Source organism: Neisseria sp. HMSC070A01 (assembly GCF_001810165.1).
In the GTDB taxonomy this organism is placed as follows: domain Bacteria; phylum Pseudomonadota; class Gammaproteobacteria; order Burkholderiales; family Neisseriaceae; genus Neisseria.
The window spans coordinates 149540-162855 of sequence record NZ_KV800123.1; the positions used below are offsets into that span (position 1 = coordinate 149540).

Consider the following 13316-nt stretch of genomic DNA (forward strand, 5'->3'; position numbering starts at 1 on the left):
AAAGGCCGTCTGAAACATATTCAGACGGCCTTATGTTTATTTACCGCGCATCAATTCAAAGAAATCGTCATTGTTTTTGGAGTCTTTGAGTTTGCCCACCAAAAACTCGGTCGCTTCGATTTCGTCCATCGGATGGAGGAATTTACGCAAGAGCCACATGCGCTGCAACTGATCGTTCGGCACCAGCAATTCTTCGCGGCGCGTACCGGATTTATTGATGCTGATGGCCGGGAACAGGCGTTTTTCTGCCATACGGCGGTCAAGGTGCAATTCCATATTGCCCGTACCTTTGAACTCTTCGTAAATCACGTCGTCCATGCGGCTGCCGGTTTCAACAAGCGCTGTCGCAATAATGGTAAGCGAACCGCCTTCTTCCACATTACGCGCGGCACCGAAGAAGCGTTTCGGACGGTGCAAAGCGTTGGCATCGACACCGCCGGTCAAGATTTTGCCCGAAGTCGGCACAACGGTATTGTAGGCACGCGCCAAACGGGTAATCGAATCCAGCAGGATGACCACGTCTTTTTTATGTTCGACCATGCGTTTGGCTTTTTCAATCACCATCTCGGCCACTTGTACATGGCGTTGTGCAGGCTCGTCAAACGTAGAGGAAACGACTTCGCCGCGTACAGAACGGCTCATTTCGGTCACTTCTTCCGGACGCTCGTCAATCAACAGGACAATCAGCTCGACATCAGGATAATTGGCGGTAATGGCGTGGGCGATGTTTTGCAACATCACGGTTTTACCGGTTTTAGGCGGCGCCACCAACAATGCACGTTGGCCTTTACCGATTGGGGAAACCAAGTCGATGGCGCGGCCGGTCAGATTCTCTTCGGCTTTAATGTCGCGCTCGAGTTTGAATTGTTCGGTTGGGAATAAAGGCGTGAGGTTTTCAAAAAGGATTTTGTGTTTGCAGACTTCGGGCGGATCGCCGTTGATGGTATCGAGGCGGACAAGCGCGAAATAGCGCTCATTGTCTTTCGGCACGCGCACGCTGCCTTCGATGGTGTCGCCGGTGTGCAGATTGAAGCGGCGGATTTGCGTGGGCGAAACATAAATATCGTCAGGACCGGCAAGATAAGAAGTATCTGCGCTGCGCAGGAAACCGAAGCCGTCGGGCAGGATTTCCAGTGTACCCGAACAGGTAAAGCTGACATTCTGCTTCATCATCTGGCGGACGATGGCAAAAACGAGGTCTTGTTTGCGGAAACGGTTGGCGTTTTCAATGCCATGTTCTTCTGCCATTTCCAAGAGTTTGGAAATGTGGAGGGTTTGGAGTTCTGAAACGTGCATAGTATTGATATATTTTGGATGGTATCAGAGAGATGGCACACAGGCCGTCTGAAAGTATGAAATCGTGCCGCAGGATACGGTAGATTTTTGAGAAAGTTGAATTTTAGGCAGTTGGAGGCAGGGTGTCAAATTTTTAAATCGAACGCTGAGCCGAGACCATAATCTTACCCTACAATAAGATTATGGCCGGCAACAGCTTGGCAATCGCAACCCCATCGCCCAAAATCCGAGTATTTACCCAACTTCAGACGGCCCTCTGCCCGTACCGCATCAGCGTCATGCCGCCGACTGCCGCCGCGCAGCCCGCAACCAGCGAAATATGCAGCGGTTCGCCCAAAAACCACGCCGAAGACAGCACACCGAAAATCGGCACAAGCGTAATATACGCCGCCGCGCTGCCTGCACCCAAAGTCTTCACGCCTTCGAAATACCACGCATAGGCCAATACCGTCGCACCAATGACCAGCCACGCCAAGGCTGTCCAACCGCGCCCATCCATTGCCGCTATCGCCTCAAACGGCACTCCGTCTGTCCACAACGCCACCACCGACAACATCAACGCACCAATGAACGACGTTGCCGTCGTTACCGTCAGCGCATCTATCCCACGCAAAACCGCGCGACCGATTAAGGTATAAGCCGCCCAACAGACCACGCAGCCGAAAATCAGCCACTCCCCCGCCTTGATGCCGCCCGACAATACCGTCAACGGCTGCCCTTGCGTTACCACCATAATGGCACCGCCGACCGCCAGCAGCATACCCGCCAAAATCTTCACATTTAAACGCTCGCCGAAAAACCAAGTTGCCAACAGCAGCGTCAACACGGGATTCACCGCCACAACCACCGCCGCCTTGCCTGCCGGCATAGTCTGCAAACCCAGCATAAAAAACACCGCATAGCCGCACACGCCGACGGAAGCGGCTGCCGTCAGACCCAGCCATTGCCGCACCGACAAAGCCGCCAAAGTCGTGAATCTGCTGCGCGCAAACAACCAGCCCAGCAACAAAACCGAAGCCAAAACAAACCGAACCGCCCCGCCCGTCAGCGGCGGCAGCGACTGCCCCAACATCCGCCCCATCGGCCAGGACGCGCCCCACAACACCGCCATTCCCAGCAGTTTCAAATGTACAGAATAACGTTCCATCTCATCCCTTTTATCGACAAAGGCCGTCTGAAAATGTTTCAGCCGGCCTTTATCCACTTAGGATTTTACAATACGACCATTAGGGTAAATACTGCGGTAAGCAATATAAGGGGACAGCAATAAAATCGTAACAACAGGTAAGAATAGTATGATTATGACGATCCAATGCTTAAATATACTAAGCAACATATTACCCAAATTAATCCACATAGAAGAAAAGAGAGCAACGCTTCCAATATAAACTATCATTGAAGGAATATTGCACATAGTCGATTTTACATTAGCCTTAATAGCCTCCCATGGATTCAGGCCATCTAAAACAATCAAAGCAGGTGTCAATAAAAACACAAATAAAGTGATCGAAGTAAATAATACTGTACTGAGTATCACTGCCCAATGACCTAAAAAATATAGCGAAATAATAAAAAAATCACCAACAATCGCAAATAGCGTTTGAACTAAAAATAAAATGAAAAAACTTATTTTTTTATCTTGAAAGACAACAAAAAAACATTCAACATCAAAGGCTTTTCCATTATCAGCATTCTTAGCAGCATACATGGTTCCGCCCAATAAGCATAAGCCCACCCAGCCGAATACAATGTTTTTTAAACTAGAAAGTACATTAATTTCTAGAAAATCCACGATAGAAACCACAAGACCTACAATCAGATAAATCGATAATACGCCCATCCATTTCCACGGATGAAGTTTGAAAATACCGAAAGCGTCGGTAATCCACTTGATGCCTGCAGAAGCAGGAAGACGTTCAGGCTCGTGATATCGAACTTCCAGTGAAGTGTGTATTTGGTTTTCCATAAAATTATCTACTATAAAATTAATAAGTTAAATATAAAAAAGCAGCCGATACATAACGACTGCCTTCTTACCAATTATTTTGCCTGCCAAGAATCTTTCAACGTTACCGTGCGGTTAAACACCGGCGTGTCTTTGCTGTGGTCTTTGCGGTCGGTGACGAAATAGCCGATACGCTCGAACTGCCAACGGCTCTCCGCCGGCAAATCTTTTGCGACAGGTTCGGCGTAGGCGGTGATTTCCTTGATGGATTCTGGATTGAGGAAATCGGTAAACGGCAGGTATTCGCCGTCTTCACCGCGCACGGCATCGGGACGCTCGACGGTAAAGAGGCGGTCGTACAGGCGGACTTTGATTTCTGCTACGTGTTCGGCAGACACCCAGTGAATCACGCCTTTGACTTTTCTGCCTTCGGGATTTTTGCCCAAGGTGTCGTGGTCGATGCTGCATTTAAGTTCGACCACATTGCCTGCTTCGTCTTTTACTACTTCGTCGCACTTGATCACATAGCCGTGGCGCAAGCGCACTTCGCCGCCGGGAATCAAGCGTTTGAAGCCTTTAGGCGGATTTTCGGCAAAGTCATCGGCTTCGATATAGATGGTTTGTGAAACAGGTACTTCGCGATCGCCCATTTCTTCGTGGTTCGGATGGAACGCGGCACGGCGGCTTTGGGTTTTACCGGCTTCAAAGTTGGTCAGGGTGACTTTGAGCGGATTCAAAACCGCCATCAGGCGCGGGGCGGAGTTTTCCAGCTCTTCGCGAATCGCGCCTTCCAACACGCTCATATCGACCACGTTTTCAGATTTGGAAATACCGGCGCGTTTGGCAAACAGGCGCAGGCCTTCGGGCGTGTAGCCGCGGCGGCGCATACCGGAAATCGTTGGCATACGCGGATCATCCCAACCGGCAACGTGGCCGTCTGAAACCAGTTGGTTCAGCTTGCGTTTGGACGTGATGGAATACAGAAGCTCCAAACGGGAAAATTCGTATTGGCGCGGACGTGTGGCGTGCGGCGCAGGAATGTTGTCCAACACCCAGTCGTACAACGGACGGTGGGCTTCAAATTCGAGTGTACACAAGGAATGCGTGATGCCTTCAATGGCATCGGAAATGCAATGCGTGTAGTCGTACATCGGGTAGATGCACCATTTGTCGCCTGTGTTGTGGTGATGGGCGCGGCGGATGCGGTAGATGACAGGATCGCGCATATTGATGTTGCCCGAAGCCATGTCGATTTTCAGGCGCAGGGTTTTGCTGCCGTCGGGAAATTCGCCGTTTTTCATGCGCGTGAACAGGTCAAGGTTTTCTTCGACGCTGCGGTCGCGATAAGGGCTGTTTTTACCCGCTTCAGTCAGCGTACCGCGGTATTCGCGCATTTCTTCAGGCGTCAAATCATCGACATACGCTTTGCCGTCTTTGATTAAACCGACGGCGTAATCGTAAAGCTGGTCGAAATAATTGGAAGCGAAACGCGGCTCGCCCGCCCAATGGAAACCGAGCCACTCGACATCTTCTTTGATGGCGTTGACGTATTCGTCATTTTCTTTTTCGGGGTTGGTATCGTCAAAACGCAGGTTGCACAAGCCGTCGTAAATATACGCCAAACCGAAGTTCAGGCAGATGGATTTGGCGTGGCCGATGTGCAGGTAGCCGTTCGGCTCGGGCGGGAAGCGGGTTTGGATGGCTGTATGTTTGCCGCTTTTGAGGTCTTCTTCGATGATGGTGCGGATAAAGTGGTTGTCCGCGAATTGGTCTTTATTGAGCATGGTCGGGAGCTATCTGAAAATATTATGTCGTACCGATTTTACCTGAAAACAGGACGGCTTTACAGTAAATACAAGTCACAGAGGTCGTCCGAAAACCATTTCAGACGACCTCTGCATGGGTAATTATGAATCTGATGGAAGATTGGAATGGTTGGAAGTATTGTCTTCCATACGTTTGGGTGCCATTGATGAATCGATCAACTTGACCAGCAGATTAATCAACAGAACGATACCCAAAATAATCAAAAGTGCGATTGGGTAAAAAATCCAAAGCAAACCGGCATTGCCGATAAAAGACCAGCTCATAGACGCCCAAAATGCTTGAAGCGAGGATTTTTCCAAAGAGAGCAGCTTGGTGCGGGCTGCGGTGGCGATAATGGAAGCAATCAGCGAGATGCCATAGAATAAAGGCAACACAAACCACAAATCACCTGAACCGTGCCGAATGTAAGCGAGCTCATCGAGCACCTCTATCATATACCAAACCCAAACGATGGCTGTCGCCCACAAGCTGCCCGCCAACGTAGCGGGACGCAAACGCCGGTAAAACAGAGCATAAACCAGATTCGCCGAGACAAGCATCAACATACCGGCAATCAATGTGCTGTCAAAACCTTCAGGACCTACCAGATAGAACCATATCGAAGTAGTGATGATAATAACGATACTGCCTGCCAATGAAAGGCCGGCAAATTTTTTTTCGCTAATACGGGGGAAATTCATCTTTACTGTTTTTCAAAACTGTTCTCCTGAATCAAAGAACATTTATGGACGGATGATTGGTTTTCAGACGGCCTACTCATCCAATAACAGCCATCTGAAACTCCTCCCCATTGTACCCGAATTTCATTAACTTTTTATAACAACCGAACTCAAAGCGGCATAAATTCGGCAACCTGCCACGCCACGCCGCGCTCGTTTAGGGTTTTCTGCATGGCGGCGGATGGTATGCGGTCGGTAAACAGTTTATCGAATGCGCCGATATCGCCCAGTCGGACCAAGGCATTGCTGTTAAACTTGCTGTGGTCGACGCCGAGATAGCGCACGCGGGCATTGTTTACCATCGCCTGCATGACGCTAACTTCCTTGTAATCGTCATCCAAAAGCGAGCCGTCGTTTTCTATGCCGTGGGTACTCATGATGGCATAGTCGACTTTGAATTGATTGATGAAATCGACAGTCGCCACGCCGGTAATACCGCCATCCAACGGACGGACCACGCCGGAAGCGATGATGACCGTGTAGTCGGTACGCGCCGCAGTGATGGAGGCGGCGTAGATGTTGTTGGTGATAATCCGCAGGTTTTTACGCTGTCTGACCAACTCGGCGGCGACGGCTTCCATGGTGGTGCCGATGCTGATAAAGAGCGAGGCATTGTCGGGAATGGTGGAAGCAATCAGCCGGGCAATGGCGTTTTTTTCCTGCTGCTGATGGTTGCGCCGCTCCTGCCCTGCCGTTACGACTGAAACGTCGCCCAAAGACGCGCCGCCGTGATAGCGTTTGAGCTGTCCGGTTTCGCTCAATTCCTGCACATCGCGGCGTATGGTTTGCGGCGTCACATCCAAATTCGCCGCCAGCTCTTCCACCGTCATAAAGTTATGTTCGCGGACAAGGGTGAGGATATGTTCGTGTCTTTGGATTTTGGGTTTCATGGCGTTTTACTTTGCAGGGATAAACCAATGGCCGTCTGAATATTTCAGACGGCCTTTTTATTGTCAAACCGATTACATTTCGAGTTTCTGTTCCAAGCGTTCGATGCACGCGCTCAAGTGGCGGCGCATGACTTTGGTCACACGGTTGCGCTTGCCGGCCACCAATAAATCGAGGATTTCGCGGTGTTCATGGTGCGAATTGGAATTGATGGTGCGCTTTTCTTTGCGAAGCGGATCGGAAACGGCCACAATCAGTGAAGAACGCGCGCACAAGGTATTCATGATTTCAAACAGGACGTCGTTGTCCAGCAGCCGCGCCAATTCGACATGGAAGGCATTGGACAGGCGGTTCCAACCCACGCGGTCGCCGCTTTCGGAGGCTGCGGCCTCTTGCTCAATCATGGCGTAAAGCGGTTGCAGGCGCGTTTCCAAATCAGGCATATCGATGAGGACGCTCAAAATCATGCTTTCCATTTCGATACGCGTGTTGAACACGTCTTTCATTTCTTTCAAGTCCGGCACATGGACAAATGCGCCGCGGTTGGGCTGCAAATCGACGATTTTATCGTGCGCCAAAAGCGATAATGCGCCACGCACGGTATTGCGCGAGCAAACCATTTGCCGGCACAGCTCGGACTCGGTCAATTTTTTGCCCGGCAGCAGCAGATGGTCGGTAATCCCGTCCAAAATCAATGCGTACACGCGGAAGAGTTCGGAATCGTGACGCTCTTCCAAAATAAGCGATGAAGTTGCAGGCGCAACGTTGGTATTATTTTCGTAATCCATAATGTTTCCCCAGTATCCGTATTAAGGCACAAGCGTTTACAAACCTGCAGCTTTCGGGGGTGTTTAAAATATAATTAAAAATTGTTGACAATGTTAAACGAAACTTGCACAATGAGGTCAACAAGCCAAGTTATAAAGGCTGATAGAGAGAGAGAAAAAGGAATAAAAAGCAAGCAGATATATTCATGTTAATGCGTGAATATATCTGCTTTTTTTGTGGGCAGCCGTTTCACGCTCCGACACCCCCCCTGAAACCGCCCTATTCTGTTTCGACGATCTCGAAGCTGTGGCTCATTTTTGCCGCTTTGCCCAGCATAATCGATGCGGAGCAATATTTTTCGGCAGACATCTGTACAGCGCGTTCAATCGCGCTTTCTTGCAAATCCCGACCATACACTTTGAAATGGATATGGATTTCGGTAAACACGCGCGGCGCGGTGTCGGCGCGTTTGGCAGTCACTTCGGCACGGCAGTCGGTGATTTTTTGGCGTTGTTTCTCGGCAATCATCACTACATCGATGCTAGAACAGCCTGCTACACCCAACAACAGCATTTCCATCGGGCTGGGGCCGCGTTTGACTTCGCCTTCAGCCGCCGCGCCTTCCATCACAACGCTGTGTCCGTTTGCCGTTGTTCCGACGAAGCACATTCCGTCTATCCATTTTGAAGTAACTTGCATGGTGTCTTTTTTATCCGTAAAAGCATTAATCCGATATTGTAAACAATTTCAAGTGATAAACCTAGTCAGGCCATCTGAAAAATACAATCAATTACAATTGGTCTGAACGCATTATTCGTCCCGATACGCCCAATGATTGACCGGCCCGTGCCCTGCCCCGATGCCCAAAGGATGGGAAATGGCGGCGGCGATATAGTTTTTTGCCGTCTGAACCGCTTCGGGAACGCCAAACCCTTTTGCCAGCTCGGCAGCAATACAGGCTGAAAACGTGCAGCCTGTGCCATGCGTATGCGGCGTTGGGAAACGTTTGCTGTTCAGCTCGATGGTTTCGTTTGGCGTAAACAGCCAGTCGGTGCAATATTCGCTTTGGCTGTCGGCAAGATGGCCGCCTTTAATTACCACATTTTTCACACCCCAATCCTGAAGAATTTTGGCGGCGCGTTCCGCATCTTGGCGGTTTTCAATATTGATGCCCGTCAATGCCTGCGCTTCGGGCAGATTGGGGGTCAATACGTCCGTATGCGGCAACAGCAGGCGTTTCATGGCTTCGACGGCCGAATTTTCCAACAACGGCGCGCCGCCTTTGGCAATCATGACCGGATCCAACACGCGTTTGCCGAAGTCGCATTCGGCGGTTTGTTCCGCCACGCATTCGATGATTTCCGCCGTACCCAGCATGCCGATTTTATAGGCGCGGATTTGGAAATCCTCCTGAATCGCGGCAATCTGCGCGGCAATCATGTCGGTCGGTATCGGATGCACTGCCGATACGCCCAAAGTATTTTGTGCGGTAACCGCGGTCAGTACGCTGGTGCCGAACACGCCGCGCATCTGAAACGTCTTCAAATCCGCCTGTATGCCTGCGCCGCCGCCGGAATCGGAGCCGGCAATCGTCAGCGTTTGAATAAAAAGTTCATCCATCGTGTCCTCCTGTTTTTCAGACGGCCTTTTGTTTATCGTTGTTGAAAGCCGTTTGGTTTTATCCGCAAACAAAGGCATGCGCCGTTTATCTTTCCGAAAGCCTTATTTGTTGTTTTACCTAAAACAAACGTACATTCTCGGGCGGAATATCTTAACAAACAAAAGGCCGTCTGAAAACTATTTTCATTTTCAGACGGCCTGTTCAATGTTAAACCTATTCAGGCTTATTCTTCGTATGCGTCAATCGGCAAGCAGGAGCAAACCAGATTGCGGTCGCCATAGACCTCATCCAAACGTTTCACGCTCGGCCAGAATTTGTGTTCGCGGACAAACGGCAACGGGAAGACGGCTTCTTCGCGGGAATACGGGTGCGCCCATTCGCCGGTTACGTCGGCGGCGGTGTGCGGGGCGTTGACCAGCGGGTTGTCGTCTTTCGGCCATTCGCCACGCTCGACTTTCAGCACTTCCTGTTTGATTTGTTTCAGGGCGGCGATGAAGCGGTCGAGTTCGGCTTTGCTTTCGCTCTCGGTCGGCTCAATCATCAGCGTGCCGGCAACGGGGAAGGAAACCGTCGGGGCGTGGAAACCGTAGTCCATCAGGCGTTTGGCAATGTCGGTTTCTGTGATGCCGCTTTCGGCTTTGAGCGGACGCAAATCAACGATACATTCGTGCGCGACGCGGCCGTTTTTGCCTGCATACAGAATCGGATAGTCTTCGCTCAGGCGTTTGGCGACATAGTTGGCGTTGAGCAATGCCCAGCACGTTGCCTGTTCCATGCCTTGTTTGCCCATCATGGTCAGGTACATCCAAGTAATCGGCAGGATGGACGCAGAACCGAAGGCCGCAGCAGCAACGGCGGTTTGGTCGGCACTGGCGCTGTGGGTGTCGGTCAAAGCGTGTCCCGGTGCAAACGGGGCGAGGTGGGCTTTCAGGCCGATGGGGCCGACGCCCGGGCCGCCGCCGCCGTGAGGGATACAGAAGGTTTTGTGCAGGTTCATGTGCAACACGTCCGCGCCGACCTCCGCAGGCTGCATGATGCCGATTTGGGCGTTGAGGTTGGCGCCGTCCATGTAAACCTGTCCGCCGTTTTCATGGATGATGCGGCAGATGTCGCGGATGCCTTCTTCGTACACGCCGTGGGTGGACGGATAGGTAATCATGATGGCGGACAAAGCGTCGCGGTGTTGCTCGGCTTTGGCTTTCAAATCGTCGATGTTGACGTTGCCGTGTTCGTCGGTATCGACAACGACGACTTTCAAACCCAGCATGGCGGCGGTGGCGGGGTTGGTGCCGTGGGCGGATTTGGGAATCAGGCAGATGTTGCGGTGTCCCTCGCCGTTGGCTTCTTGATAGCGGCGGATGGACAGCATGCCGCTGTATTCGCCCTGTGCGCCGGAGTTGGGCTGGAAGGAAATCGCGTCAAAGCCGGTAATGGCTTTCAGGCTGTTTTCCATGTCGGTCAAGAGTTCGCGGTAGCCTGCGGCTTGGTCTTTGGGGGCGTAGGGGTGGATGTCGGTGAACTCTGCCCAAGTAATCGGCAACATTTCCGCAGTCGCATTGAGCTTCATGGTGCAGCTACCGAGCGAAATCATGCTGCGGTTCATCGCCAAATCGCGGTCTTCGAGTTTTTTCAGGTAGCGCAGCATTTCGTGTTCAGTGTGGTAACGGTTGAACACGGGATGTTGCAGAATATCGTCCTGACGCAGCAACTCGGCGTTCAGACGGCCTTTGACGTCATCGGCAAATGTAGCCGTATCTTTGCCGGTAAACGCGCAGTACAAATCAGTTAAATCTTCGCGTGTCGAAGTTTCATGGAAGGCTGCCGCAACTTGAGTATCGTTGACGCGGCGCAGGTTGTAGCCCGATTCCAAAGCAGCGGCGAACACTTGGTCTGCTTTCTCTTTGCTGCCGAAATCAACGGTAACGGTATCGAAGAAGACCTTGTGAACCACATTCAGGCCGTCTGAAACCAGCGCATCGGCAAAGGCAGAAGCCAGCGCGTGAATGCGGTTGGCAATGCGTTTTACGCCTTCGGGGCCGTGGTAAACGGCGTACATACCGGCCAAGTTCGCCAGCAATGCCTGCGCGGTACAAATATTGGATGTCGCTTTTTCGCGGCGGATGTGTTGCTCACGAGTGGACAAAGCCATGCGCAAGGCAGGTTTGCCCGATGCGTCTTTGGATACGCCGATGATGCGGCCCGGGGCAGAGCGTTTGAACTCGTCTTTAAACGCGAAATAAGCAGCGTGCGGACCGCCGAAGCCCATCGGTACGCCGAAGCGTTGCGTGTTGCCCAACGCGATGTCCGCGCCCAACTCGGCAGGCGATTTCAGCAAAACCAAGCTCATGATGTCGGCGGCAACGGCGACAATCGTGCCTTTGGTTTTCAGACGGCCGATAACATCCTGCAAGTCTTGCACGTCGCCGTCTTTGCCGACGTATTGGAACAGCGCGCCGAAGTATTCGCCTTCATCCGCTTTGGCAAAATCGCCGACCACCAGCTCGAAGCCGAAATATTTGGCGCGGGTTTTCATCACGTCCAAAGTCTGCGGATAGACGCGCTCGTCCACAAAGAAACGCTCGGATTTCACCTTGCCCACGCGGTGCGCCATCGCCATCGCTTCGGCGGCAGCGGTCGCCTCGTCCAGCAAAGACGCACCCGCCACGGGGAAACCGGTCAAATCGATACACACTTGTTGGAAGTTCAGCAACGCTTCCAAACGACCCTGCGCGATTTCCGCCTGATACGGGGTGTAGGCGGTATACCAACCCGGATTTTCCAATACGTTGCGCAAAATCACGTTCGGCACACGAGTCGGGTAATAACCCAAACCGATATAGGATTTGTTGATCACGTTCTTCGACGCAATGCCTTTCAATTTCGCCAAAGCGTCCGCCTCGGTCAAGGCTTCGGGCAGGTCGAGTTCGGACGGCATACGGATGCTTTGCGGCACGGTGTTGCCGACAAAATCGTCCATACTCTTCTCACCGAGCGCTTCCAAAAGCGCAGCCTCGTCGCCGAAACTCAAATGGCGCGCGGCAAATTCGTTCGGGTTGAACAATTCAGATAGTTTCATTTCTACTCCTTTTTTGTTATCGGTATCAAAACCGCTTTTTCTTTCAGATGTTGTTTCAGACGGCCTCCGCCCACTTCGGACGACATGCCAATATTTCCCTATAAACCGGACAGCTTTCCACATGCGCGCCGGGCAGGTAGCCGGTACTCATCAGAAATTCGCCGACGATTTCGCCGCCGACAAATTTAAAATGTTTTTTAAACAGCTTCACCCATTCAGCCTTGTCGAGCGGATGGTGTGCATCCAGCCAGTTTTTGAATGAGCCGTATTCTTGCTGTATTTGTTTGATTTGTCGCGCGTTATAAATGGCTGCGTTGATTTTCAGGCGGTTGCGGACGATGCCTGCATTGGCAAGCAGCCGCTCAATATCGGCTTCGTCAAATGCGGCAACCGTATCAATGTCGAAACCTTTGAATGCCGTCTGAAATGCCTGCTGCTTCTTCAGCATCAGCGTCCAGCTCAATCCTGCCTGATTGATTTCCAACACCAGCCGCTCAAACAATTCATTGTCGTCCTCAATCGGAAAACCGTATTGCGTGTCGTGATAATGTTGGTTGGGGTTGTCCGTATCGTCGGGCAGCGTGGCGACAAATTCGCAGTAATTCATGTTTACTGAGGAAAAATTGAAACAAAGGCCGTCTGAAAGCATTTTTCAGACGACCTAAGACCTGCAATATCAAACAGGCATAAAACCTGTTTGGATGTTTGCAAAAATCAAGCTACTTCGCCTGCGTATTGTTCGGCAGTCAGCAGACCGTCGTAATCGGCAGGGTTGGCAGGTTTGATTTTGAAGAACCAGCCTGCGCCGTAAGGGTCGCTGTTGGCAGTTTCCGGCGCGCTTGGCAAATCTTCGTTGACGGCAACGACTTCGCCTGCAATCGGCGCGTACACGTCGGACGCGGCTTTCACAGACTCAACCACACCGGCTTGCTCTTCGGCAGCCAGGTTCGCACCGACTTCGGGCAGCTCGACGAACACGATGTCGCCCAACAGCTCTTGCGCGTGATGGGTAATGCCGACAGTGATGGTACCGTCTTCTTCAAGGCGCAGCCATTCGTGGCTGGCAACGTATTTCAGTTCGGCTGGGATGTTGCTCATGGTTTGATTCTCCATTGATAGGGGTTATTTTCAGACGGCCTCTGCGTGAATCAATATCCACAGATGCCTTGTTCAATG

The 13316-nt window shown here is 51.5% G+C and carries 12 protein-coding genes; all 12 read right to left on the minus strand.

Going from position 1 to position 13316, the window contains the following annotated elements; all coding sequences use genetic code 11:
• Positions 1 to 36 precede the first annotated feature (36 nt).
• The gene (gene rho, locus HMPREF2711_RS06230; RefSeq protein ID WP_003748836.1) at positions 37 to 1296 is read right to left on the minus strand and encodes a transcription termination factor Rho; all 1260 of its coding nucleotides are present in this window, start codon (positions 1294 to 1296) and stop codon (positions 37 to 39) included.
• Positions 1297 to 1540: 244 nt separating this feature from the next.
• Positions 1541 to 2443, minus strand: a complete 903-nt coding sequence (locus tag HMPREF2711_RS06235) for a DMT family transporter (protein WP_036494007.1) — start codon at positions 2441 to 2443, stop codon at positions 1541 to 1543.
• Positions 2444 to 2500: 57 nt separating this feature from the next.
• On the minus strand, positions 2501 to 3262 hold the full coding sequence (locus HMPREF2711_RS06240) for a hypothetical protein (protein ID WP_003748840.1): 762 nt from the start codon (positions 3260 to 3262) through the stop codon (positions 2501 to 2503).
• Between the two features lie 74 nt (positions 3263 to 3336).
• Positions 3337 to 5025: a glutamine--tRNA ligase/YqeY domain fusion protein gene (locus tag HMPREF2711_RS06245; RefSeq protein ID WP_003748842.1), complete on the minus strand. Its 1689-nt coding sequence runs from the start codon at positions 5023 to 5025 to the stop codon at positions 3337 to 3339.
• 123 nt (positions 5026 to 5148) lie between these two features.
• The gene (locus tag HMPREF2711_RS06250; RefSeq protein ID WP_070615842.1) at positions 5149 to 5748 is read right to left on the minus strand and encodes a hypothetical protein; all 600 of its coding nucleotides are present in this window, start codon (positions 5746 to 5748) and stop codon (positions 5149 to 5151) included.
• A 149-nt stretch (positions 5749 to 5897) separates the two neighbouring features.
• Positions 5898 to 6677 carry a DeoR/GlpR family DNA-binding transcription regulator gene (locus HMPREF2711_RS06255; RefSeq protein WP_070615844.1) on the minus strand — a complete coding sequence of 260 codons (780 nt, stop codon included), beginning with the start codon at positions 6675 to 6677 and terminating at the stop codon, positions 5898 to 5900.
• Positions 6678 to 6749: 72 nt separating this feature from the next.
• Positions 6750 to 7463, minus strand: coding sequence for a GntR family transcriptional regulator (locus HMPREF2711_RS06260; RefSeq protein WP_049348122.1), 714 nt, complete (start codon positions 7461 to 7463; stop codon positions 6750 to 6752).
• A gap of 259 nt (positions 7464 to 7722) precedes the next feature.
• On the minus strand, positions 7723 to 8142 hold the full coding sequence (locus HMPREF2711_RS06265; RefSeq protein WP_003679886.1) for an OsmC family protein: 420 nt from the start codon (positions 8140 to 8142) through the stop codon (positions 7723 to 7725).
• Positions 8143 to 8253: 111 nt separating this feature from the next.
• Positions 8254 to 9063, minus strand: a complete 810-nt coding sequence (thiD, locus tag HMPREF2711_RS06270; RefSeq protein ID WP_003748851.1) for a bifunctional hydroxymethylpyrimidine kinase/phosphomethylpyrimidine kinase — start codon at positions 9061 to 9063, stop codon at positions 8254 to 8256.
• Positions 9064 to 9287: 224 nt separating this feature from the next.
• Positions 9288 to 12140 (minus strand): aminomethyl-transferring glycine dehydrogenase, encoded by a 2853-nt coding sequence (gene gcvP, locus HMPREF2711_RS06275; RefSeq protein WP_003748853.1) that lies wholly within the window; start codon positions 12138 to 12140, stop codon positions 9288 to 9290.
• A gap of 55 nt (positions 12141 to 12195) precedes the next feature.
• Positions 12196 to 12747: a DNA-3-methyladenine glycosylase I gene (locus HMPREF2711_RS06280; protein ID WP_036494008.1), complete on the minus strand. Its 552-nt coding sequence runs from the start codon at positions 12745 to 12747 to the stop codon at positions 12196 to 12198.
• A 107-nt stretch (positions 12748 to 12854) separates the two neighbouring features.
• The gene (gcvH, locus tag HMPREF2711_RS06285) at positions 12855 to 13253 is read right to left on the minus strand and encodes a glycine cleavage system protein GcvH (protein ID WP_036494010.1); all 399 of its coding nucleotides are present in this window, start codon (positions 13251 to 13253) and stop codon (positions 12855 to 12857) included.
• Between the last annotated feature and the right edge of the window lie 63 nt (positions 13254 to 13316).

Excerpts from the sequence above, each read along its gene's own strand:
- HMPREF2711_RS06280 (WP_036494008.1), bottom strand. The coding sequence starts at position 12,747 with ATGAATTACTGCGAATTTGTCGCCACGCTGCCCGACGATACGGACAAC.
- HMPREF2711_RS06260 (WP_049348122.1), bottom strand. The coding sequence starts at position 7,463 with ATGGATTACGAAAATAATACCAACGTTGCGCCTGCAACTTCATCGCTT.
- HMPREF2711_RS06245 (WP_003748842.1), bottom strand. The coding sequence starts at position 5,025 with ATGCTCAATAAAGACCAATTCGCGGACAACCACTTTATCCGCACCATC.
- gcvP (WP_003748853.1), bottom strand. The coding sequence starts at position 12,140 with ATGAAACTATCTGAATTGTTCAACCCGAACGAATTTGCCGCGCGCCAT.
- HMPREF2711_RS06255 (WP_070615844.1), bottom strand. The coding sequence starts at position 6,677 with ATGAAACCCAAAATCCAAAGACACGAACATATCCTCACCCTTGTCCGC.
- HMPREF2711_RS06265 (WP_003679886.1), bottom strand. The coding sequence starts at position 8,142 with ATGCAAGTTACTTCAAAATGGATAGACGGAATGTGCTTCGTCGGAACA.
- rho (WP_003748836.1), bottom strand. The coding sequence starts at position 1,296 with ATGCACGTTTCAGAACTCCAAACCCTCCACATTTCCAAACTCTTGGAA.
- HMPREF2711_RS06250 (WP_070615842.1), bottom strand. The coding sequence starts at position 5,748 with ATGAATTTCCCCCGTATTAGCGAAAAAAAATTTGCCGGCCTTTCATTG.
- thiD (WP_003748851.1), bottom strand. The coding sequence starts at position 9,063 with ATGGATGAACTTTTTATTCAAACGCTGACGATTGCCGGCTCCGATTCC.
- gcvH (WP_036494010.1), bottom strand. The coding sequence starts at position 13,253 with ATGGAGAATCAAACCATGAGCAACATCCCAGCCGAACTGAAATACGTT.
- HMPREF2711_RS06235 (WP_036494007.1), bottom strand. The coding sequence starts at position 2,443 with ATGGAACGTTATTCTGTACATTTGAAACTGCTGGGAATGGCGGTGTTG.
- HMPREF2711_RS06240 (WP_003748840.1), bottom strand. The coding sequence starts at position 3,262 with ATGGAAAACCAAATACACACTTCACTGGAAGTTCGATATCACGAGCCT.